This window comes from Lacinutrix mariniflava (assembly GCF_001418015.1).
In the GTDB taxonomy this organism is placed as follows: domain Bacteria; phylum Bacteroidota; class Bacteroidia; order Flavobacteriales; family Flavobacteriaceae; genus Lacinutrix; species Lacinutrix mariniflava.
On sequence record NZ_LIQG01000028.1, the window covers coordinates 67,059 to 93,608 of the forward strand.

Consider the following 26,550-nt stretch of genomic DNA (forward strand, 5'->3'; position numbering starts at 1 on the left):
AAGATAAAAAATGGAATGATTTTAAGAGGCTTTAAAACGTAAAACTTGCCAATTAGTAATCATTCTAGTTGGTAACTTTTTATTTTTTAATTTTGTTGTTAGGTGTTTTATTTAACTATTGCTTTCACTTGGTTTTCTAAATCAACTATTCCATTGAATTTTTTGAAATTCAAGTTTTTTTCTGTTGATTTTAACTCTTTCAATAAGTCGAGAATAAGTTTTAAAGGTTCAGTTTCAAAACCAAACATATTTTGATCAAATTCTGTTCCAACTAAAAAGTCATCATTTTCCATTCCAATACACCAATTTTCTATAAAATCAGATAAAGGAATTTTAGAAACTTTATATTTAATCCAGTCGCTTTTAATACAGGATTTAGCAAGAGATTGTTCTGCCCAAAAACAAATAATCCCTAATGGATTTCCATTATTACCTTCATATTTATTAGAAGTTGAGGTAGCAAATCCATCTTTGTTTTTAAGTCCGTAAACAATTCCAGATTCACAAACTGTTTTTATGAATCTTTTATGGCGTTTCTCAATTAAGATTGAATCTTGTAACATTCTTTTGTTTTGTTTGATTTAAAGATTTATCAAATAATTCTACAAAGTATTTTTTAGATTTTATGCTTTCATATTTAGAGCCAACTTTAAGTGCATAATATAATAAATAGAAACTGAATAGAGAATTCGCGAAGATTTTCGTAAGTAGGCAAGAGCCAAGTAATAAATTAGCTAAGGTGTTGTGAAACGTTTTTATTTATTAAATTCCAATAGGTAATAATCTATGATTACAAATGTACATACTTTATAAAAAGACTGTTCAAAATCTTCTTCATCTACAATAGTATTATACGATGCAAAAATTTCACTTAGGTTCTTTTTTTTATTGAGGATATCGCTAAATAATGCTCTAAGTTTTCTTGCTTTAAGACTCTGTGAAGCATATTTTTTTCCACAACCAATAATGTCAATATCTAATGCACTCATATCAACCGCCATTGTTTTTCCTATTTCGTCAATAGTGATTGTTTTGTTAGTAATATCTTTAATCAATTTCTTATAATCTTCTCCATTATTACCTTTAATGAGTCCTTTAGATTTAAGATAAACCTCGTGTTCAAATAGGGCATTTTTTATTATAGTATCTGTTTCTCCATTTTTTGAATAAATACAATTCATAAAATCAGTTTCAGAATCATATGTTTTTTTACAAGAAACAAAAATCAATAAGGTTATAATTAATACTATTTTTCTATTCATTGTGTGTTTTTTGGAATGTTTTAGGACGATTATGTATATGCACGCAACGAACTTTAAGTAAAATTCTAAAACCGCAATTATTTTATACGATATTTGGCACTGGCATTATTTACTTATTGCTTTTAGTATTCTTTCTTCATTTATAACAATATCCCTGAATAATACGTGTGGAAATTCAGTGTACTTTGATGTTTTAAAAGCTTCTGCGATATTAGATAGAGTAGAAGCAGTAATTAAGGATAAATTCATTTCTGTATCCATTTCACAATCTGTTACAAAATCATCGCTAAATTCAGGAGCAATAAGTAATATTTTTACAATTCGTAAATTATTCTTTAATGCTAAATTTTGATAAGATTTTAACTGTCTTGAAACTGTACTAAATTTATTATAACCTCTTTCTTTACATGTTTTGCACTCAACAATTATAATTTCTTGGTTTCCTAAATTTAAAAGAATATCCATCATATCCTTTTTAGTATTTAATTGATTTTTAAATTTATCATCGACATTAAATCCAATGCCTTTAAAGATTACACTTGTAAGTTCTTCAAATTTTAAACCGAGTTCACTTTCCTTTATAGTAATTCCGTTTTCTTTTAATAGATTTAAGTTTCTGTAAGCAACATTTTCAAAATTCTCTAAATATAAATTTTCTACATCTTTGTAGTGTTCAAGAATATTTAAAATATCATCACCTCTTTGTTTAACTCCGTTATCTTTTATAAATGTTGTTCTATCTTCTTTTATAATTAAATCTAAAATATCTCTTGGTTTTATATTATAATCGAGTAAAAAGTCTGCTTTTAGAACATATTCGTCTTGTAATTCAAATTGTTCTTTTATTTGTTTATTTAGTTTAGGTAACGTAATATTTAGTTCTGAAAGCAGTTTATCAAAACCGTCATGAGAAATACCAACTTTTTCATCTCGTTCAATATTTTCAAAATATTCAATTAAACTATTTATTTTGTCATCTAAAGTGCTTCCTTTTAGATTGTTAATGTCAAGTCCTTTTTCATAAAGTTCATTTAAGGTTTTTTTCTTTTCTGTAAGAGTACTTCCAGCTTTATAAATTCCAGAAAATAATAAATCAGTATAAGAAACACCTTCTTTAATAATTCCTTCTATTTTTTCTGAATAAGAGAGCTTTCGGTCTATGTTATGTTCTTTAGAAATTTGATTTATGATTGGCTCTCTCAAAAGTTTTAATGTTCTACGGTAATATTTAGTTGCTATTTCTTTTTTACGCGTTTTTCTTAAAAGTCTAACCATTTCATCTGCAACATAAATAGTGCTTTCTTTATTCGAGTAAAAAATAACACCAATATTTTTCAAGCCTTTTATTACTTCTTGAATATCAATTTTTTTAATTGGTAAAATTGAATAGTTTATTAATTTAATTTCTTCTTGCGAAAGGCCTAGTTGTTTTGAGAGTGTTAAAATTATAGAAAGCTCATCTGATGAAACTTTAGCTTCGCGATTGTTTTCTTCATCGTTATAATACGCAGTATGTAAACAAGATTTGTATATTTTATAATCCCTTTTTCTTGTTTCACTTAATTCTGATTTATCATTATCAAAATCTGTATTTAGAACTTTAATTTTACCTTTTAATTTTTTTATTTCATTGTCGTATAATCTTGAAAACCAATCTTGTTTCATTATACAGTTTCCATCTCTAATAATTATATCAATTAAAACATCTAATTGTGTATTTATTTCTTGAAATTCAGATTTTATATGTTCTTGAAATTCATTAGAAATAAGAGCAAATACTTTGTCGATATTTCTATTATCTACAGATTTCAAACCTTTATCTGATGAACTTAAAATTTTATCAATTTCCTTGCTGTTTTTTGGTTTTTTCGAAATGATATTATCAATTACTTTGATAAATGAGTTTTTTTCAAGTGAGCCAAGTTTATCTAATATCTTTTCTAATTTCATAACTTTTTTCTTTTCTAATATTTATTTTACTTGTGACTAAGGTTTTTTTATATTGGGTGGTTGAACAAAATGTAATAAGTGTTAACTGAATAGAAGTCCGCGAGGACTTTCGTAAGTAGGCAAGAAGCCAGCAATAAATTATATATGGTGTTACCTGCAGGCTTTTATTTCCACATTGTTATTTCTCCAACGAAAATATTCCCGTTTTTAGCGATTGTTGAAGAACTTTTTATTTTTATTCCGTCTTCAAATAATCTTGTAGGTGTGTTATTCGATGGTTTTAAACTTATCTTAATGCTTTTCTTTTCTAAAATTCCTTTTCCCCAATCAAATATAAGACCACCTCTTAAAAACTCTTCAAAGCCATAAAATTCAAACTCACTTTTATTTATTTTTTCGAGTTGTTCTATATCTGTACCAATACTTATTCCTTCTTTGGTTTGCCATTTCGAATTCAGTTTGCTGAAAACTATACTTTCTAAATCTCTTAAGTTCTTTTTGTCCTTCCAAAAAAATGTAACCATATTATCTGTTCGATTGAAAAGAATTGTTCCATATGGTGTTTCAGCACCTTCTACTGGCTCAGGATCAAAATTACTTGGAAAGACAATATCTGTTACAACATTTTCTTTGCCAAATCTTTTTTCAATATCTTTTTGTGAATTTAAAGTTAACAAATCATCGATTATAAATTCATTATCTGATTGTTGTATAGTTGTAACTCCATTTTCAATAAACTTTGATGTTTTCAAATTATATATGCCATTGTTAAAAGTATATATTTCTATATTAGTACAATCAGCACCACAAGCTCCACCAAATTGTATAAGTTTAATATTTTTATCAATTTCATAACCAGACCTGTAACCAGCGTTAATGATATTGGTTAAATCACTTTTATCATCTGAACTACCGATGAAAATATGCTGTTTGGTTTTTCTAAATATTGCTTTTGGTTCTAATGTATTATAATCAAGTATTCTAAAGCCTCTTTTCATACGAGCTGGTTCTCCTAATTCGATTAGCAATTCGTCTTTACCATCAAAATCAAAATCTTCAAACTTAACATAAGAGTCAATATTTGCAGATTCAATCTCTACTACTTCAATTGGAACCTTAATTTCATTATTTGTAATATTATTTTCGATAAATAAAAAACCCTCAAGATTTTCTTCGTCAACGTTTAAAATAGTAAAAGTAAAATCTCTTATTTTTTTTGATTTTTCTTTATCAACTGTTTTTTCATCATTGAGTTTACGATTTCCATTAACTGTTGATTCTTGTTTCGTATTGTGAGCTTGTAATTGCTCTTTTTCTAAATTTTTAGAATCATTCTTAGAAATACAAGAACTAACTGCTATAAATAATCCTAATGTTAAATAAACTATCTTCATTTTTTTTTTTTTTTTTTTGCTAACGTTTAGGTTTAAGAATAGTTGCGGGTTTGTATGTGAGGATTTTCCGAAGGAAAATCAGACGTTACAAACACGCAACGACCTTTGAATTAAGTACTAAGCCGCAATTATTTTTATACGGTGTTGTATGCAGTTTTATTCAATTGATTTTTCATAAATGGTGAATTTCTTTTTATAATTGACTTTTTCAGGTTGCGCCTCTTTGTTAAAATTATAAACTCTTAATTCAAAACTTTCAGCACCTTTCAATTTTAATTGATTTTCTAAAGTTTTCAAAATATTTTTTCCGTAACCATTTAGTTTGAATTCCTCATCAATTACTAAATATAAGATTTCACCAATTTTTTTATTCTTAAGAAAAGGATGATTTTCTATTTGTAATAATCTACCGATTCCAAATCCAATTAGTTTATCGCTATTTTCTGCTATTATGAGAAAGTAATCCTGTTCTTTAAGGCATTTATCAATAAGATAAGTATATCTTTCTAAATTTATAAACTGTTTAAAATCATTTTGATTTTTAATGTGTTTTAAATCTAAAATTTTAAATAAATTTATAATTTGACTTATATCAGAATCTTTTCCTTTTCTAATTTTCATATCAATTTATTAATAAAAAGCACCCAATAGGGTGCTTTTTTTTTAACCATTATAACGATCACTGTCAGGATCATTCATAATATCACGTGTGTCTGGATTTTCTCGAAGATCATCTTCCGATTCACCTCTATCATATCTGTCATCAATACTGTCATCTCCTGGTCCGAACATTTCATACTTGTAATTTCTCATAATTATTTATATTTATTATTAATCTATTTTCTTTCGTAATTGCATACAACGTGTTATATAGTAACTTTTATTAACTATATCCCGTAAATATAACAGGTTATAGTAAGTTTAGTATTATTTATAACTAAAAGATACAGACAACGAATTTAACCATTATTTGCCGCGTAAAAAATACGTAGAACTACGTATTTTTCTCTAATAAAAGCCAAGTTACTAAAGTAGAATAAATCTATTTTACGGGAAACCGTAAAGGCATAAAAAAACCACTAAGTTTTCACTAAGTGGTTTTAAATATTACTAATTTTATTTAGAGTTAATTACTATTTGGTTTCTAATATTTAATCTATTAAAACCTCCAAAATAGTAATAGCAGCTTCACTAATTTTAGTTCCAGGACCAAAAACAGCAACAGCTCCAGCATCAAATAAATATTGGTAATCTTGTTTAGGTATTACACCACCAACAATAACCATAATATCTTCTCTGCCATAGTTTTTAAGTTCTGCTATAACTTGTGGTACTAATGTTTTGTGTCCAGCAGCTAAAGAAGACACACCAAGAATATGCACATCGTTTTCTACAGCTTGCTTTGCAGCTTCGTGAGGTGTTTGAAATAACGGACCAATATCCACATCGAAACCAATATCTGCATAACCAGTAGCGACTACTTTTGCACCACGATCATGGCCATCTTGTCCCATTTTAGCAATCATAATACGCGGTCGCCTACCATCTTGCTCTGCAAATTGGTCTGCTAATGCTTTTGCTTTCGCAAAACTCTTATCGTCTTTTATTTCTTTACTATACACACCAGAAAATGATTTTATTTGTGCTTTATATCTGCCATAAACAGCTTCTAAAGCATCACTAATTTCGCCTAAAGTAGCACGTTCTTTTGCTGCTAATACTGCTAAATGTAGTAAATTATTTTCTGCACTTACGTTAGAATCTTTAGTTTCGTTAGATAATCGTGCGGCTTCAGTTAAATTATGTAAAGCTTCGGTTACTTTTTTAGTATCACGTTCGGCTTTAATTTTTTCTAAACCTTCAATTTGTTGTAAACGTACGGTTTGGTTATCGACTTCTAAAATATGAAGTGGATCTTCTTCGGCTAAAACATATTTATTAACACCAATAATAAGATCTTGACCAGAATCTATTCGTGCTTGCTTTCGTGCCGCAGCTTCTTCAATTCTTAATTTTGGAATACCAGCTTCAATAGCTTTAGTCATACCGCCAAGTTCTTCAACTTCCTCGATTAAAGACCATGCTTTTTGTGCGATGTCATCGGTTAGTTTTTCAACATAATAACTACCTGCCCAAGGATCTACCGTTTTTGTAATATTGGTTTCTTCTTGTAAATATATTTGAGTGTTTCTTGCAATTCTAGCAGAGAAATCTGTAGGTAATGCAATCGCTTCGTCTAGTGCGTTGGTGTGTAAACTTTGTGTGCCACCAAAAGCAGCAGCAGTCGCTTCTATAGTTGTTCTAGCAACGTTATTAAATGGATCTTGTTCTGTTAAACTCCATCCACTAGTTTGGCAATGCGTACGTAAAGCCAACGATTTTTGATTTTTAGGATTAAACTGACTTACCAGTTTTGCCCACAACATTCTTGCTGCACGCATTTTGGCGATTTCCATAAAATGATTCATACCAATGGCCCAAAAGAAAGAGAGTCTTGGTGCAAAAGTATCAATGTCCATTCCTGCGGCTAATCCTTTTCTTATGTATTCTAGACCATCGGCTAAAGTGTAAGCCAACTCAATATCGCAAGTGGCACCTGCTTCTTGCATGTGGTAACCAGAAATACTAATGCTATTAAATTTTGGCATGTTTTTACTCGTGTATTCAAAAATATCCGAGATAATTTGCATGGATGGTGTAGGAGGATAGATGTACGTGTTACGTACCATAAACTCCTTTAATATATCGTTTTGTATGGTTCCTGCTAAATCTGTAAGTGCTACGCCTTGCTCTTGGGCAGCAACAATGTAAAAGGCTAAGATTGGTAATACAGCACCATTCATGGTCATAGAAACGCTCATTTTATCTAGCGGAATCTGGTCGAAAAGCACTTTCATGTCTTCAACACTGTCTATGGCAACACCGGCTTTACCGACATCTCCAACGACGCGTTCGTGATCAGAATCGTAACCTCTGTGTGTGGCTAAATCGAAAGCAACAGAGAGTCCCTTTTGTCCTGCGGCTAAATTTCTACGGTAGAACGCATTACTTTCTTCGGCAGTAGAAAAACCTGCATATTGCCTAATAGTCCAAGGTCTACGCACATACATTGTTGAGTATGGTCCACGTAAATTTGGAGCAATTCCTGCTACGAAGTCTAAATGTTCTAAGTGTTCTAAATCGGACTTAGCGTAAATAGATTTTACAGGAATGTCTTCGGCTGTAATAGAACTATTAACTTTTTTAGAATTCTGGCTTTTAGCTTCAGATTTAATGACGATATGTTGAAGGTCTTTTCTGCTCATTATTAGTGATTATGTCCAGCGTGAGGAGCTTTTTCTTCTAGTTTTACAGGTGCGACCTGTTTAGGTGTATTATTTAAATTTACACTATTAACACTCGGCTTTGCTGGTTCAGGTTGTACCTGCGGATTAGGATTTTTTAGCTCTTCTAATTTAGTGTCTAATAGTTGAGAATAAAACAACTCTAAAGCCACATACGTTCTTAAACTACCATCTGCTTGAACAAATCTAGAAGTACCATTTAAAAGCGGTAACACTAATTTAGGGTTTAAACTGTTTGTAGATAGTAACGCGTTGTAAGTTCTTTTTATATCGTCATTTATTATGTTGTTAACAATACAATCCATTAAAGGATCTGAGCTGTTAAGAGTAGGTGTTGTATTTACTGTAGACCATAAATGAGCCTCTTTTTTTAAAGCTTTTGCTAAATTTAAACTGTGCTCGCTTGCAATCTCTTTTGCATTTAATTTACCTCTTTGTCTTTGTAATATAAAAGTAGAATACGATTTTGCAAGATTAGTTTTTGGAAAACTGTATGTGGTACTAAGATCGTTCTCGAAAGAATACACAGCCTCTTTTAATAAATCACCATTTGGAAAGTCGCAAGCTAATAATTTTGGGCTTTCAGCATATTTGTATTCTGTTTTTTTAGCGTTATCACAGCTAGAAAATGTAACTAAAAGAACTAAGGATAAGAGTTTAAAAGTTGTTTTCATTTGTAAATTATTTATTCAGTTTTTAATCGGTTTTGTTCACTAGTTTCAGCTAAACGCCTTTCTAAAATTGGTTCAATTAGCGTTTTTCTTGCATTCATTTTTAAAAAGGGATAGAGTTCTAAATCTTCTTTCATTCTATCCTCTGTATTTGGGTGTTTGTTTGTGCCTAGTAAGGTAATAGCTCCAGTATCGAAACTTGCTTGTTCTTTAGTAGCGCTTTCTTTCGTTTTTTTCTGAATTAACCCTTCCTTTAAAAGTTTTAGAAAACCACCTTTTGCTTCAATGTCTTTAAATAAAATTAATGCTTTTTCGGCAAGTTGCTGTGTTAAGCTTTCAATATAATAAGCACCATCCGAAGCATTTTCGACAGCATCAAAATAACTTTCATGTTTTAAAACCAATAACTGATTTCTAGAAATACGCTCTCCAAACTCGTTATCTTTATGGTAAATAGCGTCGTAAGCAAGATTGCAAACAGTGTTTGCTCCACCCAAAATAGCACTCATGCATTCTGTAGTGGTGCGTAACATGTTTGTGTTGTAATCGTAAATTGTTTTATTACGTTTTGTTGGTGTTGCTATAATATGGCAGTCTTCTATAACATTATATTCTGAAGCTAAGGTTTTCCAAAGGACTCTTAAAGCACGAAGCTTGGCTATTTCGAAAAAATAATTAGTACCAACAGATACTTTAAATATGATTTGAGATTTTAAATCGTTTTGTAGAAGATTTAAATACTCGTTAGCATGTGCTAAACTATAAGCTAGTTGCTGTACAATGCTTGCGCCAGCATTTTGATATAAGCTTAAATCTACGCTAAGTGTTTTGTTATTAGCAGAAATAATTTTTTCTAAGGTTTCGTTGTCACTTTTTAAAGTGCTAAACCAATTACCAGAACGGGCAAGGTTTCCAATAGTATCTGTTAAAATTGAAACTCCAGCAATAGTCGATAATTGCTTTGCGTAATCTGCATCTAAAAATTGTAGTTCGAAATAGAGTGGAGTAGAAGTGGCATCAATATTACGTAATAAAACGGCTATTGAAACGTCGTTGTTTGGGACAATAAACGTAATGTTTTCTGCACCGCGCTCAATTGCATTTACTGCTTTTGCATTAGATTTCTCAACATCAAAAACAAAAATGGATTGACAAATAGACCATGAGTTAGCCGAAACGTTCAATAACGCATTGTTTTCAAGATCTTCTTTGTTATAAAAAGGCTTAACATTAATGTCTTCGGTAGTATTCCAGATTAAAGTCTCGTTATAATCTGCGCCTTTAAGATCTGCTTGAATTTTTTGTTTCCATGCTTTTGCAGAAACACTTTCAAAATCGCTAAATAGTTTCTTACTCATCATTTTTAACTTTTAAACTGTCTTGATATTCAATAATGTAAATGTCTTCATTATCGCGTTTCATATAATATTCTTCGCGCGCAAACTTCTCTAATCCTTCTTCTTTTTTTAACTCTTTTATCGCTTTGTTATCCTTAATTATTTCTTTTCTATAATACTCTTTTTCTTTTTCAAGTTTTTGAATGTCATTATTTAACTCGTTATGAATTATTAAAGAATTGCCATCAAAAAACAACATCCATATAACGAATGCAAGAAGAATAATAAAGAATATGTTCTTGAAATATTTAAGCATTAAGTTAGTTTTTCGTTAATTATTGTACGTACAATATCAACTGCAACTGTATTATATTTATTGTTTGGTATAATTAAATCTGCATACTCTTTCATTGGTTCAATAAATTGTTGATGCATTGGTTTAAGCGTTGTTTGGTAACGTGTTAACACTTCATTTATATCTCTGCCACGTTCTGCTATATCTCGTTTTACACGTCTAATTAAACGCTCGTCGCTATCTGCATGTACAAATATTTTAATATCGAACATGTCACGAATTTTTGGCTTACTAAGAATTAAAATACCTTCCACAATCATTACATGTTTAGGGTGCGTTGTAACCGTTTCTTTTGTTCTATTGTGGTCTACAAAAGAATAGACAGGCTGCTCAATGCTATGTCCTGCTTTTAAAGTTGTTAAATGTTCTCTTAATAATTTAAAATCGATCGATTTTGGGTGATCGAAATTTATTTTAGTACGCTCATCATAAGATAAGTTAGACGTTTCTTTGTAGTATGAATCTTGAGAGATTATACCCACTTCGCCTTCTGGTAATTCATTCATTATTTGCTCTACTACAGTTGTTTTTCCACAACCCGTACCACCAGCAATTCCTATTATAAGCATCTTTTATTTATTAAATTTAATTGAACAAATTTAGGAATTTGAAACAAAATATTAGCGTTCAACCTTCGAAACTTCTTCTTCACTTATTAACGTTGTGTTTTTATTTCCCCAACTATTTGTGATATAGTTCATTACATTAGCAATTTCTTGGTTGTCTAGTCCTTGTGCTGCCATTGCAGAATTATACGTTTTACCATTAACGGTAATTTCTCCAGAAAGCCCGTATTTAATAGCTTTTATACTCTCTAATCTGTTGTTTATTAAATAGTCTGATTTCGCTAATGGCGGAATAGCTTTAGGTACGCCTTCGCCATTTGGCATATGACATTGCATGCAAAAACCGTTATATATTTCTTTGCCTTCGGAAAAATCCTGATGCATTGGAGTAGTGTTTTGAGCCATTCTTTTATCGGAAGAATTACAGGCACATAGAATAAAAAGAAGACATAGGTTTAAGCTTAAAATTCTCATAATAGATTTAATTTCTTATCAATTTAACAATTCCTAAATGTTCTACACCAACATAAATAAAGCCATCTGGACCTTGTTCGATAGAGCGTACTCTGCCAATGCCGTCCAAAAGTCTTTCTTCTTTAATTACTTTACCGTTTTTTAATTCGCAACGGTCTAAATAGCTAAATTTTAAAGAGCCAACCAATAAGCTGCCTTTCCAATCGCCATAGTTGTTAGACGAAATAAACGACATGCCACTTGGTGCAATAGAGGGATCCCAATAATGCAGAGGTTGTTCCATGCCTTCTTTTTTAGTTTCGTCTGTAATTGAAGTGCCAGAATAATTTTTACCATAAGTTATTACTGGCCAACCGTAATTTTTTCCTTTTTTAATAATATTAATTTCATCTCCTCCTTTTGGACCATGCTCATGTGTCCAAATGTCTTGAGTTTCTGGATGTAATTCCATGCCTTGCGGATTGCGATGGCCATAAGACCAAATTGCTTTTTTAGCGCCTTTAGAATTTGTAAAAGGATTGTCTATTGGTATTGTGCCATCAGCGTTTAATCTGTATATTTTTCCACCATCTCGTGTTATATCTTGTGGATTCTCATCACGATTACCACGTTCTCCAATAGAAAAATAAAGGTAACCTTGCTTGTCGAAGACTATTCGTGATCCAAAATGCTGACCTTTAGTAGTATTTGGTTCTGCTTTGTAGAGTAGATCTTTGTTAATTAGAGAGTCGTTTTTAATTTTAGCTCTCATTATAGCCGTGTTTCCTCCTTTTTCTTCTCCTTTTGGTGAAGCATAAGAGAAATAGATCCAACCATTATTTTTATAATCTGGATGAATATTAATATCTAGTAAACCACCTTGACCACGAACATAGATTTCAGGCAAGCCTTTAATTTCTTTTTTAATCTTGTTTTTAAAGTGAATTATTTTGCCTTCTTTCTCTGTAATTAGCATAGAACTGTCTGGTAAGAATACAAATCCCCAAGGATTTATTAGTTCTGGGACTATAATTTCGTGAGAATTTTTATTATTTACTGGATTTTTGTCTTGAGCACAAGCCGAAAAAGTGAGCAATAGCAGTATATAGCAGTATATTTTTTTTATTCTCATTATTTTTTTGAAATGTTTTCTACAATTTACAATAAAAATAGTTTGTTATTTAAATAAGTAGAGTATATTTGCACTTCTAAAATCAAACGGTTTTAGTTTGATAACTATTCGGGGTGTAGCGTAGCCCGGTTATCGCGCCACGTTTGGGACGTGGAGGCCGCAGGTTCGAATCCTGCCACCCCGACAAAAAGACCTGATAATTTATTTTATCAGGTTTTTTTATTTTATATAATGTTGCTAAATGTTATTTGATAATAAAAGCCATTATTTATGAGGCTGTTTCAGTGAAGTATAGGTTCTATTGGTGTAACCAAAAAGGATTGTCTCCAAAAATATAATAATTAACAATAATACGCTTTAAGTAGTTGGTAATTAGTTGATTAATTGGCTAGGTAAATACCCTAATTTCTTTTTAAAAGCTACTGTAAAATGTTGAGGGTTTTTATAACCGACTTCGTATGAGGCTTGTGCAATGGTATAATCATGATTTGAAATCAAATGGATTGCTTTTTCAATTCTTAAAGAAGTTATGTATTTAAATACTGGCATTCCGTAAACCTGTTTAAAAATACTTTTAAATTTTGAAGTATTAAAACCTGCTAAAACAGAGAGTTTTTCTATAGTTAAGTCTTCTTTTAAATGCGTTCTAATATGTTTTTCTATACTTGCTAGACATTTTTTTTCGTCTTCCTTTAATGTGTTTGTTGTAGATTCAGACTGGTTCGATGCGAGAGCAATTAAGGTTAATTCGGTTAATTTTGATTCTAAATAGGAATGCTTTGTAATGCCCTCAAAAGAACAATTAAGGAATTCATTTACAATGGTTCTTAGTTGACCATTGATCATTAAACCTGTATTAAAAAAGGAATAAATTTCATTGTCTCTTTTAGCTTGTTGGTACTTTTTTGAATTTATAATAAAGCATGCGCCCATTTTACTAGAAACAAAAGACTCTGTAAAATAGATGTTTAAAACTTTTTTTTCAGGATTAAGATGCTTGAGTATATGTTTTGAAGCTGGAATAAAAAATAAATTATACATGTTTTTATTTAAACTAAATGTAGTACTTAATGTCTTGTTTAAAGAAAATGTTACGGCGCCATTAAGAATAAACTGAAGTAAAAAAACAGGCTTATTTTGAGTGATTTCTACGGTGTAATTTTCTAATTTTTTATTACTGTAATCTTGAAAAAGAATATAAGCATTGTTTATATGTATATGCTTTACAGTACCAGTAACTCCGTCTTTAAACTCAGAATTATTGTCTTCGACTAAAGTCGAAGTTTTAAAGTCTTTATTAAAAGCTTTTACTATTTCTACTCCACCAAACTCTGAGCTTTTAAATCTAATTTCCATTTATTCCTTTTACGTTGTTTAAAATTCTTTTTGCGTTATTAAGAATTAATCTAAAGAAGATATATTTGCAAATATATTATTTTTATTAAGTCTAAATAAGCGAATTTGAAATTATTTTTATTAACCTTTTTTATTGGTCTTTCAGTGTATTCCCAAAGCAATTCAAATACTTTGTCGGGTACAGTAATTGATGATTTAGGACAACCATTATTGGGAGCTACTGTTGTTGTTGGTAAAAATTTGCGAGCTGCAATTACCAACGAAAATGGTACATATAGTATTAAAAATATACCTCAAGGAAAGCATAGTGTTAGAACGTCTTATATCGGTTTTAATACTATGGCAAAGGAGGTAAGTTTCAATGGAAACGAAGCGAACAAAAAGCGTACTTTAAATTTCTCTTTAACTGAAAATATTGAAAGTTTAGAGAAAGTAACTATTGAAGGAAAAACAGCTAAGAAAAAAATTGAAGAAGGTGGTTTTGCTGTAGCTATAATAGATACAAAAGACGCCTCTTTAAGAAGTTTATCGACTAATGATTTGTTAGACAGGGCTGTTGGTGTGCGCATAAGACAAACTGGAGGTATAGGCTCTGATGTAGAATATAACCTTAATGGGATGTCAGGAAGTACCATTGGAATATTTCTGGATGGCTTAGAAGTTTCAACTTATGGTCAGTCTTTTAATCTTAATAATATACCAACTTCTATGATTGAGCGTATAGAGGTTTATAAAGGCGTTTTGCCATCTCACCTCACAGGTGGTTATGCCGGAGGCGCCATTAATGTGGTGTTAAAAAAAGATGTATCTCAAAATAATGCTAATATAGCTACATCTTATGGGTCGTTTAATACATCACAATCTGATATTAGTGTAACGCTTCGCGAAAAGAAAACGGGACTCGCTTTTAGAGGCTCCGCTTTTTATACGTATACAGATAATAGTTATAAAACTTGGGGCTATTCATCAACTTTCGTAACGCCTACACAGGTTATTGAAAGGTATTATCGTGCTAAACGTTTTAATAATAAGTATAAGTCCTTAGGTGGGCGTTTTGAACTTGGATTTACCGACAAAAAATGGGCCGACCAGTTCTTTATTGGCTATAATGGCTCTAGTGCTTATAAAGAAATTCCTCATGGCATAACAATGTCTACACCTTATGTGGGAAGATTTAGTGAAACCGAAGCGCGTGTGATTTTACTTAACTATAGTAAGAATAATTTTTTCGCAAAAAACTTAGCACTAAAAGTTAATGGAGCAAGAAGTTACCGTAGAACTTTTTTACAAGATACTGTCGGAATTGCATACAATTGGGATGGGAATCCAAGAGAAGTTATTCAAAATTTTGAAACCATTCCTCTTGAAACTCTCCTAGGAGGGCAACAAGGTGAAAAAGTAATGTCTAATACCGATAGGAAAATTACTAATATACGTTCCAATTTGGCTTATATGATCGCCGATAGGCATCGTGTATCTTTAAATCATAAATACGAAGCTACAGATAGAGAAGATACAGACTTATTAGATACTAGCTATGGCGATTTAGCGACTGTAAGTACAATTTCTCAAAACATAATTTCTATGAATTATGAAGCTGAAACTTTTAATAAGAAATTAAAAACAAATTTTTTAGGTAAATACACACATAATCGCACGAGCCAAATAATCTATGACATTGTTGAGACAGATGGTGTTAACTCCATAGTAAAAACCGATACACTTTCAACCAATTCTAATTTTGGTTATGGAGGTACTTTATCCTATAATGTAGTTCCCGATTTATATATTCTAGCCTCTACAGAGAGTTCGTATGTTTCGCCTAGTGAATATCAATTATTTGGAGATGCTGAAAGTAATATTCTCGCGAATCCAGAATTAACAGCTGAAAAAAATATTAATTACAATTTAGGTTTCCGTTTGGGAGCATTAGAGTTTGATAAACACAGGATATCGGTTTATGCTAATGCTTTTTGGCGTAATGGTATCGATAAAATTAATAAACAAGCGGTTGACGAATCAGAAATTGAAGTAGAAGCAGATGCCGATATAGCAGTAACTAAATACGTAAATCTTGGTAAAACACAATCACGAGGTTTTGAAGCAGAGGTTATCTATAATTATAATAATAGACTAAATGCATCTTTAAATTTTTCAAAATTCAACAATGTTTTTAAGCAACTAGACGAAAATGGAGGTCAGCATTCGCTTTATGGTATGCAAATACCTAATGAACCTTTTTTTACCGTTAACGCCAATTTACAGTATCGATTTAATGATGTATTTCAAAAGAAATCCATCTTAAACGCTTATTACTCTGTTGGGTATGTGGGCGAATACTACACGGTTTGGGGACAGCCAGAATGGTCTAAAACGCCTAGTCAAATGCCGCATGATATTGGAGTGAGCTATCGCTTTCCTTCCCAAAAATGGGTAGCTAGTATAGACGTAAAAAACATGTTTAATGCCGAAGTCTATGATAATTTTAATATCCAAAAACCAGGAAGAGGTATCTATTTCAAATTAAATTACACAATTAAGAATATTTTATAAATCAAATAAAGGAATACCATGAAAAAAAATCTATTTAAAATAGGATTATTAAGCATCGTTTTAGCTTTAGGAAGCTGTAGTGATGATGATACAATAGGAGCAACTGATCCAGGAACTACTGATCCGGTAGATTCGACACGTTGGATTACACTAACAGGATCTTTTCCTGATGATGCTGGAACAGGAGGGAATGGAGGTACACTTGCCTACGCTTTAACAGAAGCGGATGCGGCTAACCCAAATTATGAAGTAGATATTTTTAAAATAGAAAATGCAACATTTGTTAATGGTTTTGCTTTAAAATCTAGCCGTACTGCTCGTGTACAAGGTTCAGAAGATGGTAAACTGTTGTATAACATACAATATACAGGTACAGAAGGTGGTGTGTACAATAAATACACTGTTGGTGGCGGACTTAATTTTCAAGAAGAAGGACCAGAATTAAACACAGCTGCAATTTTAGGAACAGCACCACGTTGGATGAAAGCAGCAGAAGGTATTGGTATTGGTGTTTATGCAAGTTCATATGATGTAGCATATGAAGGAGAGGCTCCAAATTTTACATTTGTGGGTAGTGATAGTGAAATAAAAGTAGCTTTAATAGATTTAGTGAATACAGGAATTACTAACACAGCAATATTCGATTTTCCTTGGTCAGACGAAGAAAGAGCAGCTGGATATAATGTAGGTCGTGTAGATGTGCCTATCTTAAACGCTGCGCAAACCAAAGTTTTTATTGGTTGTAGAACAAGAAAAATAGATCCTACAGGAACACCTGTTCTAGATGAAGATGGTATTCCAGAATGGCCTAGTGATGAAATAGAAGGTACAAAAACGTTAGTGTTAGATTACCCTTCATTCAATAATCCAAGCGTTATTACTTCTACAAATTCAATAGCAGTTAACAACTCATACCGTACAATGACACAATATCTTGGTACAGATGGACATATTTACCAAGCGACAGCTACGTCGGGTGCAGATATTCTTCGTATTAATAGTACAACTAATGAGTACGACCAAAGTTTTCATTTCGATTTAAACTCGGCAATAGGTGTTACGGGAGCATCAATTAAAGCTTGGAGGTATGTTAAAAATGGAATAGGTGTTGTTTTGTACACATTAGCAGATACAGAAGGAGGATATGTTGCTTTAATCGATTTAAACACACCGTCAAACTCTGTTCAATTACCTACAGATGTTGAGGCTAATGCAGATTTGTCAACTACATTTGGTCAGTACCAAAATATTGGACTTGTTGGAGATAAAGCATATGTTCCATTATCACCTTCTGGTCAAGACGGATCTATTTATGTTATTAATACCTTAACAAAAGAAATTACAAAAGGTGCTAAATTAAAAACTATTTCAGGTAGTTATTATATAGGAGCCTATTAATAATACTATTTAAAGCAGGCATAATTTATTATGACCTGCTTTATTTTTCTCTTTTATAAAGAGAACTTTTTTTCAAGGGTTTAATAGAGAGTCAATTAATTAATTAATTAAACTTGTGTATTAATGGTTATTAAAGTAATAATTTGTTCTTTTTAATTTGCAAAGAGCAATGAGGAGTAAAAAGAGGTAAGCATTATAACAGAGCGGTTTGTATAAGTGATTGATAATTATAATTAATCCTGCCACCCCGACTTTTAAAGCTCAGTTTTACTGAGCTTTTTTTTAGGCCTAAAAGTTAGTGTTTAATGTGTAGTTGTGTTTAAAACCATTTAAAAAAGAAACCTGACGCAACGACTGCTGCTACTAAGATTACTAACGCAATAACTACAATGGTAGTGACCTTTTTTGTTGTTTTATCTTTTTGTAATAGGTAGTCTTTTCTTTCTTCGTTCTCTTCTTTAATTAAACTCATGATTTTTTGTTTGTTTTTATTTGTTAATAAATACTGTCTTTATATTCACGAACTCGTGAATACCTTCTTTTGATAATTCTCTTCCGTACCCAGAAGCTTTCGTGCCTCCAAATGGTAATCTTGGATCCGATTTTACTAATTCATTAATAAAAAAAGCGCCATCTGGAATGTGTATTATTTTTTGTTTTGCTTTTTCTACATCTTTAGTAAAAAGCATAGTCCCTAATCCAAACCTACTATTAGATGCTAATTGAATAGCATGGTCTAAGTCTTTGGCTTTAATAATGGGAGCAACTGGTCCAAAGGTTTCTTCTTTAAAAACGGCCATGTCTTCTGTAACGTCGGTAAGGATTGTGGGAGCGTAATACGTTTTATCGGTTTTGTTTCCAATTAAAACTTTAGCGCCTTTTTTTATAGAGTCTTCAACTTGTTTCTCTAAATCTTTAGCTAAATCTGTTCTTGCAAGTGTGGCAATGTCGGTTGATTCTTTTAATGGATCCCCATATTTTAGATTTTCGACTTTATCTTTAAAACGTTTTACAAACTTATCGTAAATACCTGCGGTTACTATAAAGCGTTTTGCCGCAATACAGCTTTGTCCAGAGTTTTGAAACCTTGCCTTTACCATGACGTCTAAGTATTTATCTAAGTCTGCATCATCTAATACAATACAGGCGTTATTTCCACCTAACTCTAAAACAGATTTCTTTAAAACGCTACTAGCTGTTTTTGCTATGCTTATTCCTGCTTTCTCACTACCTGTTAGGGATATTGCTTTAATTTTTTCATTTTGAATTAAGTTTTCAATAGCATCGTGATCTGCCAATACGGTTTGAAAGCAACCTATTGGGTATCCTGCTTTTTCAAAACAGTCTTGAATAATTAAAGCACAGCCCGTAACGTTGGACGAATGCTTAAGTAATGCTGTATTTCCGGCAGTTAGTGTTGGGACTGCAAATCTAAAAACTTGCCAAAATGGGTAATTCCATGGCATTACTGCAAGTATAACACCTAATGGATCGTAACTAATAAAACTTTCATGAGCTTCGGTTTCTATTATTTGCTCTGCAAGAAAATGTTTTGCATTTTTTTCATAGAAATCGCATAATGAAATACATTTTTTTATTTCAGCGCGACTTTCTTTTATAGGCTTACCCATTTCAAGAGTAATTAATTCGCTGTACTTTTCGATATTATCGTTTAAAACATCGCCAAGTTTTCTAAGTAATTTTGAACGCTTTTTTAAAGGCGTTAATTTCCAGTCTTGGAAGGTTTTCTCAGCGGTATTTAAAGCTTGTTGTGTTTTATTATCCGAAAAGAGCTCATATTTATTTAATTCAGCACCATTAAATGGATTAGTTGTTGTTATAGTATTATTCATAAATCAATGTTTTCTTTGATGAATTTATATAAAATTTCTTAAAAAAAAGGCTTATATTATTATATTAACAATTTTTTACAATTCATTTAAGTTAAATTTAAGAGAGTTTTAGAAGTTGTGTTGTAACTTTGTGTAGGAGTTAGCGTCATATTAGTTAACTCTCAAAAAATGTAATATTAACAATTAAAACAAACTATCATGAACAACAACGGAAACGCAGCATTAGGTTTATTATTAGGCTCTGCTATAGGAGCAACTTTAGGGATTTTATTTGCACCAGATAAAGGTAGTAACACAAGAAAAAAATTAACTGACGAAGCTATTTCAGCGAAAGAGAAAGTGGCGTCTACAGCAATAGAACTTAAAGATCAATTTACACACGACGTAGTATCTGGAAAAGCAACTCTAGAGTCTCAGTTAGAGAGTGTAGTGCAAAATGCAAGTTATAAAGCAGATGATGTTATTTCAACTTTAGAAAAGAAGTTAGAGATATTGAAAGCCAGAAATAAGAAGTTACAGAAAACATCATAATATATGTCTGTAATAGATTCGCTAAATGAAGCTTCAAATAAAGCTCTAGACCAGTCCGAAGAATATTTGCAGAAATCTCATGACTTTTATAAGCTAAAGATTTTTCAACAGCTTTCTATATCTGTAAGTATGATATTTAAAGCAGTTGCTATTGGCGGCTTATTTCTTATTGGATTAGTGTTTTTGTCTATTTCATTAGCATTTTACATAGGTGCTCTTTTAAATAGTTACACCTTAGGTTTTGTTATAGTGGGTTTATTATTCTCAATATGTGCATTACTAATGTTTTTATTTAGAAGCTACATCGATACAAAGGTTATCCAGAAACTGTCTAAAACATTTTTTAAATAATGAAGCAAGGTTACAGAAATTTTAAGGAGATAGAAGATGATCTTATGCGATTAGACCTAGAGCGTCAAATTGCTAAAGAAGAAGTGAAATCTGTAAGAGAAGATTTGAAGGAGAGTTTACAACCAGCTCAATGGATGCAAACAGGTGTTAAAGTAGCAGGTAAAATAGGCTCTATGGTTTTACTTAAGAAGCTTTTTAGGAAGTAGATAATAACAATATTAAATTAATTAAGAATCGGCTATATGCCGATTTTTTTATTTAAAAACATTACTATTTAATGCGATGCAGCAATTATAAAACAGGCTGTTATTTTACTTTTATAAGTAGATTTTAATTTTAAAAAACAAAACGATCATGAATATATTTGAAGCACTTAGAAAGGATCACGAAATACAGAGAGACTTATTAAACAAACTAGTAGAGACTTCTGGAGATACCAAAAGGAGAGATGAAATATTTAAAGCGGTTAAGCACGAATTAGTAATCCATGAGGATGCAGAAGAACGCTTCTTTTACATTCCGCTTATAGAAGATGACTTAACTCAAGAATTAGCTAGACATGGTATCGCGGAGCATCATGAAATCGACGAACTTCTTGCAGAGTTAGAAGAAATGGATTACGATTCGTCTGGTTGGTTAAAGATTGCAAAGAAGCTAAAGCATGAAGTAGAGCACCATTTAGAGGAGGAAGAGCATAAAATCTTTCAAATGGCTGGTAAGGTATTAACAGATAAGCTTAAAATGTCCTTGGCTTTAGAATATCAAAATTATATTAAAGAGCAAAGATAGTAGCTTTTATAAATAGCATTCGCATTCATTATTGTACAGAATATAATGTATTGAATTTACTTTTGTTATCGAGAGTCTTAAGAGAATGATAACAATACATATAACACGCTTGTTTAACGTTTAATTATGTTAAAAACATTAGTAATTTTTTAGATTAAAAATGTATTTAATGAAGCAAATTTAGTCGCTTTTTTTGTTATAAATTTACTTTGAAGGTAACAGTATTTGTTGTCTTTGTTAGAATAATATTAATTTAAAAACAGACTATTATGGGAACTTACACAGAAGAAGTAGGAAAAAAATTAAATGATTTAATTGAAAGAACATATGATGCCGAAAAAGGATATAAAAAAGCGGCAGAGAATGTTGATCATTCTGGTTTAAAAAATTATTTCAACACCAAAGCACAACAACGTTACGATTTTGGTCATGAATTAAAAACAGAAATAAAAGCTTTTGGTCAAGAAGTAGATAAAGGAGGAAGCGTAGCTGGTACATTACATCGTGCATGGATGGATACCAAGGCTTTGTTCTCAAGTAATAACGAAGAAAGTATGCTTGAGGAATCCATTAGAGGAGAAAAAGCGGCAGTTGAAGAATATAGTGATGTTTTGGGAGATGTAAATTTACCATCTTCTACAAAATCAGTCTTACAAAATCAAAAATCTAAAATTGAAGTGGGTTTAAATACCATTAAAGGCTTAGAGGACATTGTTGATTAATTATTTTTTTGTTGGTTAAATAATTATAAACAAAAAAGGATATCTATGTAGATATCCTTTTTTTTTAGTTTAATTGTTAAGTTGTAATACTGCTAATTGGTTTGGTTCGAATTATTTTTCTGTAACGTTTAGGACTGCAATCGTATTTGCTTTTAAAAATTTTACAAAAATAGCTTCTACTAGTTAGGCCTATTGTATATACTATTTCCGAAATGTTTAAGTCGGTTTCTACAAGGAGTTTTTCAGATTTTTCAATACGAATGTTTCTCACAAAATCTGCGACGGTTGTATTGTGCATACCTTTAAAACCTTCCTGTAATTTGGCAGGAGACATTGTGATTTTTGTGCATAAACTATTAATAGAATGCTGTATTTCTGGACTTTCAATTATATACTCTGTAAGACGTCTTATTTTTTGAAGTTCCGACTTTGTTAAAGAAGCAATAGGTCTTTCTTCATAAATTTCTTTATAAAATTGTTCAAGATGTAATGCTAAGATTAACGCATAGGAGCTTTCCATCTTTAAAAGACCAGAAAGAGGGAGTACCATCAATTCTTCTTTTACTTCCCTTAATTTATTAGAAATTTTTAAATTAAAAGTACTCAAATACAACTTAGATTCTAAAGAGTCAAAAGAGTTTAATAACTTCTCTAATTCCAAATTAGTATCAAACACACTTTTAGAGAATCGTTTAAAGTATGAGTCTCTATTTATTGAGATTAAATTAAGGATAAAAGGAACGTCTTTTTTTATATTTATTTGATTTTTAGAATTACGGTTACAGCCAATAATTCCGGGCCTAAGCTCTTCTATTCTATTGTATTTTTCGTTTGTTTTAGATTTAAAATAGCCGAGACCTTCTGTGCAGTAGATAAAATATAATAAATTGTTTTCTTTATCTCCAATGTTGTATACGAGATCTTGATTTAAAACAATTTCAAAATCCGTTACTGTTATATTATTAATTAAAGTATACTGTTTAATAATTCCTTTTCCAAAAGCGTTATCGAACTTTAGGGTGTAGATGCCATATTTCTCGATAAGAATACCTCCTAATTTTTCATTTAACCTAAGCATTGCTTTAGGTAAAGAATCCATAATTTTTGATTTTTTCATAACGTTACAATCTTTTAAATTAAATTATGATTTAAGATTATGTTACAAAAGAACTTTTTTTATGCTTTATCGATTAACAAAATTGAAATTATGAATAACACTATTAAGTGCATTTTAAAAAATTGATAGTGTTATTTTTATGCTTTTTTGAGTTAATATTTATTTTTTTTAAATCTTTTTTTTTTTTATGCTGATTTGTTATCTTCTTTTCTAGATTGGGCAATGTATTGTTTTGGTGTTATGCCGTATTTTGTTTTAAATAATTTCGAAAAATAACTTCTAGAATTTATGCCTATTTTATAGGTTATTTCTGTGATGTTTAATTCAGAATTCTCTAAAAGGTTTTTTGCATATTCTATTTTATGATCTCGAATATACTCGTTTACGGAGGTAGAGAATAATTGTTTAAAACCACATTGTAAAGTGTTTTGGTTTAAGCCGACACGCTTAGCTAGAGTATTTACGCTTATTCTAACATCTAATTCCTTTTTAATAATACTAACAGCTTCTTCTATTTTAGTGACAGTCGATTTTCTTAAAAGCTTGTGGTTGTCGGGCCTGTTATTTTTATTGGTATAAAGCTGAAGGTATTGGGTGATAATTTCATAAGTTTTACCTTCTAAATAGATAGATTGCATAAAGTCTGTAAGCTCGCAAGATTTAAAGTCCTCTATTATTGATGCTATCTCTAAAGAATAATATCCTTTATGATAAAATTTATTAATACCATTTAGATCTCGAAATAGCGTTTCTAGATCTTCGCTCATATCATTTATAAACTGTTCTATTTTTTCTTCAAAGCGTTTACGGTTTACCTGTATGTATAGAAAAGTTGTTGGCTTATTTTTGAAAAAATTAAAGGTTTGAGACTCATTGGTTCCCGGCCCTAGCATTAAGCTTTCGAGCCTATTTAATTTTAATTGGTTTTCACTTCCTATAAATTCTATTTTAGAATCTAGGTTGAAAAAGAACTTTAGAGGGTTTATTTTCTCCTTCTTAAAAGTAATAGAAAGGTTTTCTTTTAGTAGAAAGTCTGCTATAATAATACCTATACCAAAATCAAACTCTATTGCCTTAATGTAACCATCACCTACTTCTTTAGGGAAATCAAAACATAGCTCATTATTATCTTCATCGTGTTTAGCTTTAACTGCTTTAGATAACTCTAGAACTATAGATTTTATAGAATCGTGAACGAGTGTGGTTTTTATAGGCATAATTAATAGTATATATACTTAATCATTAGACTATCAAAGTTAACACTATTGACCTAATTAGATTTTATTTTTTTTATTTTTTTTTTGGTTTATACACAAGAGGAAAACACGTGATTGTTATTAATTAAATGCTGTTTTCGTTCTTTTTTATAATAGCTCAAGTCTTCTTTTAGATGGAAGAATGGCTATATGGTGTTTTTTTTATGTAGTCATGTTAACCTTTTAGGAATGCTCACATAAAGAGGTAGTGTTAATAAGCTTTAAACATATTAACGTTAAGTAGAAACTATTAATATATAATAACCAAAAATTATGAAACAGAATAAAAATAGATGCTTAGTAATAGTATTTACAATTGGGATTTGTGCATTTAACTCTTGTAGTGAAGATGATGCCGTCGATGAAGCTATTGATAATTGTACAGAACAAATTTGGTATCAAGATTTAGATCAAGATGGTTTTGGAAACCCTAACAGTTTTGAGCAATCGTGTACACAACCAGTCGGTTATATTCTAAATAATAGTGATTTTGATGATAACGATGCAACAACTTATCCAGGAGCAGAAGAAATATGTAATGATTTTATAGATAATAACGGGAATGGAGAAATTGACGAGTGCAGTTTGCTTAATCAAATATCAGGGAGTTGGATAGATAATTTTAACGGAGTACATACCATTACTAATACAAGTATAACAACTAGTACAAACAGTAATGCAATTTATCTTTATCATATTTTGGAAACTGAGAGTAACTATGTTATTTGTTTAAATGATTTAAATAATCCTTTTAATGCTGGCTTGTATAGTAAATTTGTTTTTACTAATATTTCAACTAACATGTTTAATCTTTGTCAATCATTTTACGACAGTCCATCGCAAGCATTTATTGAAAATGCTACAGATACTACAAATCCTGGTGATTTAGATACTGGTTGCGGTGGTTTTAGTTGGAGCTTAATGACTAGAAATTAGAGATTTTAAACGTCAATTTAAGCTACTATTTTCTTGTATAAGTTATTCTTATTTTTCGATAATAACTGTTGATAACTTAACTGTAAGGTTTCTATCAAAAAAACTACTTTTGTAGTATAAATTAAAGAACATGTCTGATACAATAGAAAAAGTAAAATGCCTAATAATAGGATCTGGACCAGCAGGATATACTGCTGCCATTTATGCTGCCAGAGCGAACATGAAACCGGTATTATACCAAGGAACACAACCTGGAGGACAGTTAACTACAACTAACGAAGTAGAAAATTTCCCTGGTTATCCAGAAGGAATTACTGGACCTGCAATGATGATGGAGCTTCAAGCGCAGGCAGAACGTTTTGAAACAGATGTAAGAGATGGTTGGATTACTAAAGTAGATTTCTCAGGAGATGTACATAAAGTATGGGTAAACGAAGAGAAAGAGATACACGCTGAGACTGTAATTATTTCTACAGGAGCAAGTGCTAAATACTTAGGTTTAGAGTCTGAACAAAAATATTTAAAACTTGGTGGAGGCGTTTCGGCATGTGCAGTTTGCGATGGTTTCTTTTATAGAAATCACGAAGTTGTTTTAGTTGGAGCAGGAGATAGTGCTTGTGAAGAAGCGCACTACTTATCTAAGCTTTGTAAAAAAGTAACAATGTTAGTAAGACGTGATGAGTTTAGAGCTTCTAAAATCATGGCAGCAAGAGTTAAAAACACAGAGAATATAGAAATACTATTTAATACTGAAACCGAAGAAGTTTTAGGAGACGGACAAGTAGTAACTGGTGTACGTGTAAAAAATAATAAAACAAATGAAGCGCATGATATTCCTGCAACAGGATTTTTTGTAGCTATTGGGCATAAGCCAAATACCGATATTTTTAAAGGTTTTATAGATTTAGATGAAACTGGATATATTAAGTATGCAAAGCCAGGAACATCTAAAACTAATGTAGATGGTGTTTTTGTAAGTGGTGATGCAGCAGATCACGTGTACAGACAAGCGATTACAGCTGCAGGAACAGGTTGTATGGCAGCTTTAGATGCAGAACGTTATTTAGCAGCTAAGGATTCTACGTTTGAGGTTAGCACTTCTAATTATAATTAAATAAGACTTTATAATCTAAGGCTTAGTACATAGACTTAGTGTTAGTCAAATTTATTCTAACGCAGGTTGGAACTCAAAAGTTGAAAAGCAATATTTTAATAACAAAAAAA

General features: G+C 31.0%; 27 protein-coding genes and 1 tRNA gene. 10 read left to right on the forward strand and 18 right to left on the reverse strand.

Annotated elements, in window-relative coordinates; genetic code table 11:
- Positions 1-107: 107 nt before the first annotated feature.
- The 13 genes from ASC44_RS14360 to ASC44_RS14415 form a co-directional block, all read right to left on the reverse strand.
- Positions 108-563, reverse strand: a complete 456-nt coding sequence (locus ASC44_RS14360) for a DUF2750 domain-containing protein (protein WP_055448318.1) — start codon at positions 561-563, stop codon at positions 108-110.
- Between the two features lie 192 nt (positions 564-755).
- The gene (locus ASC44_RS14365) at positions 756-1,262 is read right to left on the reverse strand and encodes a hypothetical protein (RefSeq protein WP_055448319.1); all 507 of its coding nucleotides are present in this window, start codon (positions 1,260-1,262) and stop codon (positions 756-758) included.
- 105 nt (positions 1,263-1,367) lie between these two features.
- Complete coding sequence (locus tag ASC44_RS14370; protein WP_055448320.1) at positions 1,368-3,212, reverse strand: hypothetical protein; 1,845 nt, start codon at positions 3,210-3,212, stop codon at positions 1,368-1,370.
- A 164-nt stretch (positions 3,213-3,376) separates the two neighbouring features.
- Positions 3,377-4,606, reverse strand: a complete 1,230-nt coding sequence (locus tag ASC44_RS14375) for a hypothetical protein (RefSeq protein WP_055448321.1) — start codon at positions 4,604-4,606, stop codon at positions 3,377-3,379.
- Positions 4,607-4,762: 156 nt separating this feature from the next.
- On the reverse strand, positions 4,763-5,227 hold the full coding sequence (locus tag ASC44_RS14380) for a GNAT family N-acetyltransferase (protein ID WP_055448322.1): 465 nt from the start codon (positions 5,225-5,227) through the stop codon (positions 4,763-4,765).
- Between the two features lie 42 nt (positions 5,228-5,269).
- The gene (locus tag ASC44_RS18125) at positions 5,270-5,419 is read right to left on the reverse strand and encodes a hypothetical protein (RefSeq protein WP_161805029.1); all 150 of its coding nucleotides are present in this window, start codon (positions 5,417-5,419) and stop codon (positions 5,270-5,272) included.
- A gap of 338 nt (positions 5,420-5,757) precedes the next feature.
- Positions 5,758-7,911: a methylmalonyl-CoA mutase gene (gene scpA / locus ASC44_RS14385; RefSeq protein WP_055448323.1), complete on the reverse strand. Its 2,154-nt coding sequence runs from the start codon at positions 7,909-7,911 to the stop codon at positions 5,758-5,760.
- 2 nt (positions 7,912-7,913) lie between these two features.
- Positions 7,914-8,624, reverse strand: a complete 711-nt coding sequence (locus ASC44_RS14390; protein WP_055448324.1) for a hypothetical protein — start codon at positions 8,622-8,624, stop codon at positions 7,914-7,916.
- Between the two features lie 11 nt (positions 8,625-8,635).
- A complete protein-coding gene (locus tag ASC44_RS14395) occupies positions 8,636-9,979 on the reverse strand; it encodes a methylmalonyl-CoA mutase subunit beta (RefSeq protein WP_055448342.1) in 1,344 nt (447 codons plus the stop codon).
- Positions 9,972-10,274, reverse strand: a complete 303-nt coding sequence (locus ASC44_RS14400) for an FtsB family cell division protein (RefSeq protein ID WP_055448325.1) — start codon at positions 10,272-10,274, stop codon at positions 9,972-9,974. Before ASC44_RS14400 ends, ASC44_RS14395 begins: the two co-directional genes overlap by 8 nt.
- Positions 10,274-10,882, reverse strand: a complete 609-nt coding sequence (gene udk, locus ASC44_RS14405; RefSeq protein ID WP_055448326.1) for a uridine kinase — start codon at positions 10,880-10,882, stop codon at positions 10,274-10,276. Before udk ends, ASC44_RS14400 begins: the two co-directional genes overlap by 1 nt.
- Before the next feature lie 51 nt (positions 10,883-10,933).
- Positions 10,934-11,353 carry a c-type cytochrome gene (locus ASC44_RS14410; RefSeq protein ID WP_083476318.1) on the reverse strand — a complete coding sequence of 140 codons (420 nt, stop codon included), beginning with the start codon at positions 11,351-11,353 and terminating at the stop codon, positions 10,934-10,936.
- A gap of 7 nt (positions 11,354-11,360) precedes the next feature.
- Entirely contained in the window at positions 11,361-12,464 is a 1,104-nt protein-coding gene (locus ASC44_RS14415; protein WP_055448328.1) for a PQQ-dependent sugar dehydrogenase, read from the reverse strand.
- A gap of 109 nt (positions 12,465-12,573) precedes the next feature.
- On the opposite strand from ASC44_RS14415, the gene ASC44_RS14420 reads away from it, so the two are divergent.
- Positions 12,574-12,648, forward strand: a tRNA-Pro gene (locus ASC44_RS14420).
- Between the two features lie 188 nt (positions 12,649-12,836).
- Here ASC44_RS14420 and ASC44_RS14425 read toward each other — a convergent pair.
- On the reverse strand, positions 12,837-13,820 hold the full coding sequence (locus ASC44_RS14425; RefSeq protein WP_055448329.1) for a helix-turn-helix domain-containing protein: 984 nt from the start codon (positions 13,818-13,820) through the stop codon (positions 12,837-12,839).
- Positions 13,821-13,925: 105 nt separating this feature from the next.
- Between ASC44_RS14425 and ASC44_RS14430 the strand changes: the two genes are divergently transcribed.
- Together ASC44_RS14430 and ASC44_RS14435 are read left to right on the forward strand one after the other, a co-directional pair.
- Entirely contained in the window at positions 13,926-16,373 is a 2,448-nt protein-coding gene (locus ASC44_RS14430) for a TonB-dependent receptor (RefSeq protein WP_055448330.1), read from the forward strand.
- Positions 16,374-16,391: 18 nt separating this feature from the next.
- Positions 16,392-17,771: a hypothetical protein gene (locus ASC44_RS14435; RefSeq protein WP_055448331.1), complete on the forward strand. Its 1,380-nt coding sequence runs from the start codon at positions 16,392-16,394 to the stop codon at positions 17,769-17,771.
- A 319-nt stretch (positions 17,772-18,090) separates the two neighbouring features.
- Here the strand turns inward: ASC44_RS14435 and ASC44_RS18205 are convergent, their stop codons facing one another.
- Both ASC44_RS18205 and ASC44_RS14440 read right to left on the reverse strand, forming a co-directional pair.
- Positions 18,091-18,243, reverse strand: a complete 153-nt coding sequence (locus tag ASC44_RS18205; RefSeq protein ID WP_169787494.1) for a hypothetical protein — start codon at positions 18,241-18,243, stop codon at positions 18,091-18,093.
- 16 nt (positions 18,244-18,259) lie between these two features.
- Positions 18,260-19,624, reverse strand: coding sequence for an NAD-dependent succinate-semialdehyde dehydrogenase (locus tag ASC44_RS14440; RefSeq protein WP_055448332.1), 1,365 nt, complete (start codon positions 19,622-19,624; stop codon positions 18,260-18,262).
- A 198-nt stretch (positions 19,625-19,822) separates the two neighbouring features.
- Here ASC44_RS14440 and ASC44_RS14445 point away from each other — a divergent pair, with 198 nt between their 5' ends.
- From ASC44_RS14445 to ASC44_RS14465, 5 genes are all read left to right on the forward strand, one after another.
- On the forward strand, positions 19,823-20,155 hold the full coding sequence (locus tag ASC44_RS14445; RefSeq protein ID WP_055448333.1) for a YtxH domain-containing protein: 333 nt from the start codon (positions 19,823-19,825) through the stop codon (positions 20,153-20,155).
- A 3-nt stretch (positions 20,156-20,158) separates the two neighbouring features.
- On the forward strand, positions 20,159-20,506 hold the full coding sequence (locus ASC44_RS14450) for a hypothetical protein (protein ID WP_055448334.1): 348 nt from the start codon (positions 20,159-20,161) through the stop codon (positions 20,504-20,506).
- Entirely contained in the window at positions 20,506-20,712 is a 207-nt protein-coding gene (locus tag ASC44_RS14455; protein WP_055448335.1) for a hypothetical protein, read from the forward strand. Before ASC44_RS14450 ends, ASC44_RS14455 begins: the two co-directional genes overlap by 1 nt.
- A gap of 148 nt (positions 20,713-20,860) precedes the next feature.
- Entirely contained in the window at positions 20,861-21,295 is a 435-nt protein-coding gene (locus ASC44_RS14460; RefSeq protein ID WP_055448336.1) for a hemerythrin domain-containing protein, read from the forward strand.
- Between the two features lie 269 nt (positions 21,296-21,564).
- Complete coding sequence (locus ASC44_RS14465) at positions 21,565-22,017, forward strand: ferritin-like domain-containing protein (RefSeq protein WP_055448337.1); 453 nt, start codon at positions 21,565-21,567, stop codon at positions 22,015-22,017.
- Positions 22,018-22,093: 76 nt separating this feature from the next.
- Here ASC44_RS14465 and ASC44_RS14470 read toward each other — a convergent pair whose 3' ends face one another.
- Together ASC44_RS14470 and ASC44_RS14475 are read right to left on the reverse strand one after the other, a co-directional pair.
- Positions 22,094-23,134 carry a helix-turn-helix domain-containing protein gene (locus tag ASC44_RS14470; protein WP_055448338.1) on the reverse strand — a complete coding sequence of 347 codons (1,041 nt, stop codon included), beginning with the start codon at positions 23,132-23,134 and terminating at the stop codon, positions 22,094-22,096.
- 185 nt (positions 23,135-23,319) lie between these two features.
- Positions 23,320-24,351, reverse strand: a complete 1,032-nt coding sequence (locus tag ASC44_RS14475; protein WP_055448339.1) for a helix-turn-helix domain-containing protein — start codon at positions 24,349-24,351, stop codon at positions 23,320-23,322.
- 312 nt (positions 24,352-24,663) lie between these two features.
- On the opposite strand from ASC44_RS14475, the gene ASC44_RS14480 reads away from it, so the two are divergent.
- Together ASC44_RS14480 and trxB are read left to right on the forward strand one after the other, a co-directional pair.
- Positions 24,664-25,326, forward strand: coding sequence for a MopE-related protein (locus ASC44_RS14480; RefSeq protein WP_055448340.1), 663 nt, complete (start codon positions 24,664-24,666; stop codon positions 25,324-25,326).
- Positions 25,327-25,456: 130 nt separating this feature from the next.
- Positions 25,457-26,440 carry a thioredoxin-disulfide reductase gene (gene trxB, locus ASC44_RS14485; RefSeq protein WP_055448341.1) on the forward strand — a complete coding sequence of 328 codons (984 nt, stop codon included), beginning with the start codon at positions 25,457-25,459 and terminating at the stop codon, positions 26,438-26,440.
- Positions 26,441-26,550 lie beyond the last annotated feature (110 nt).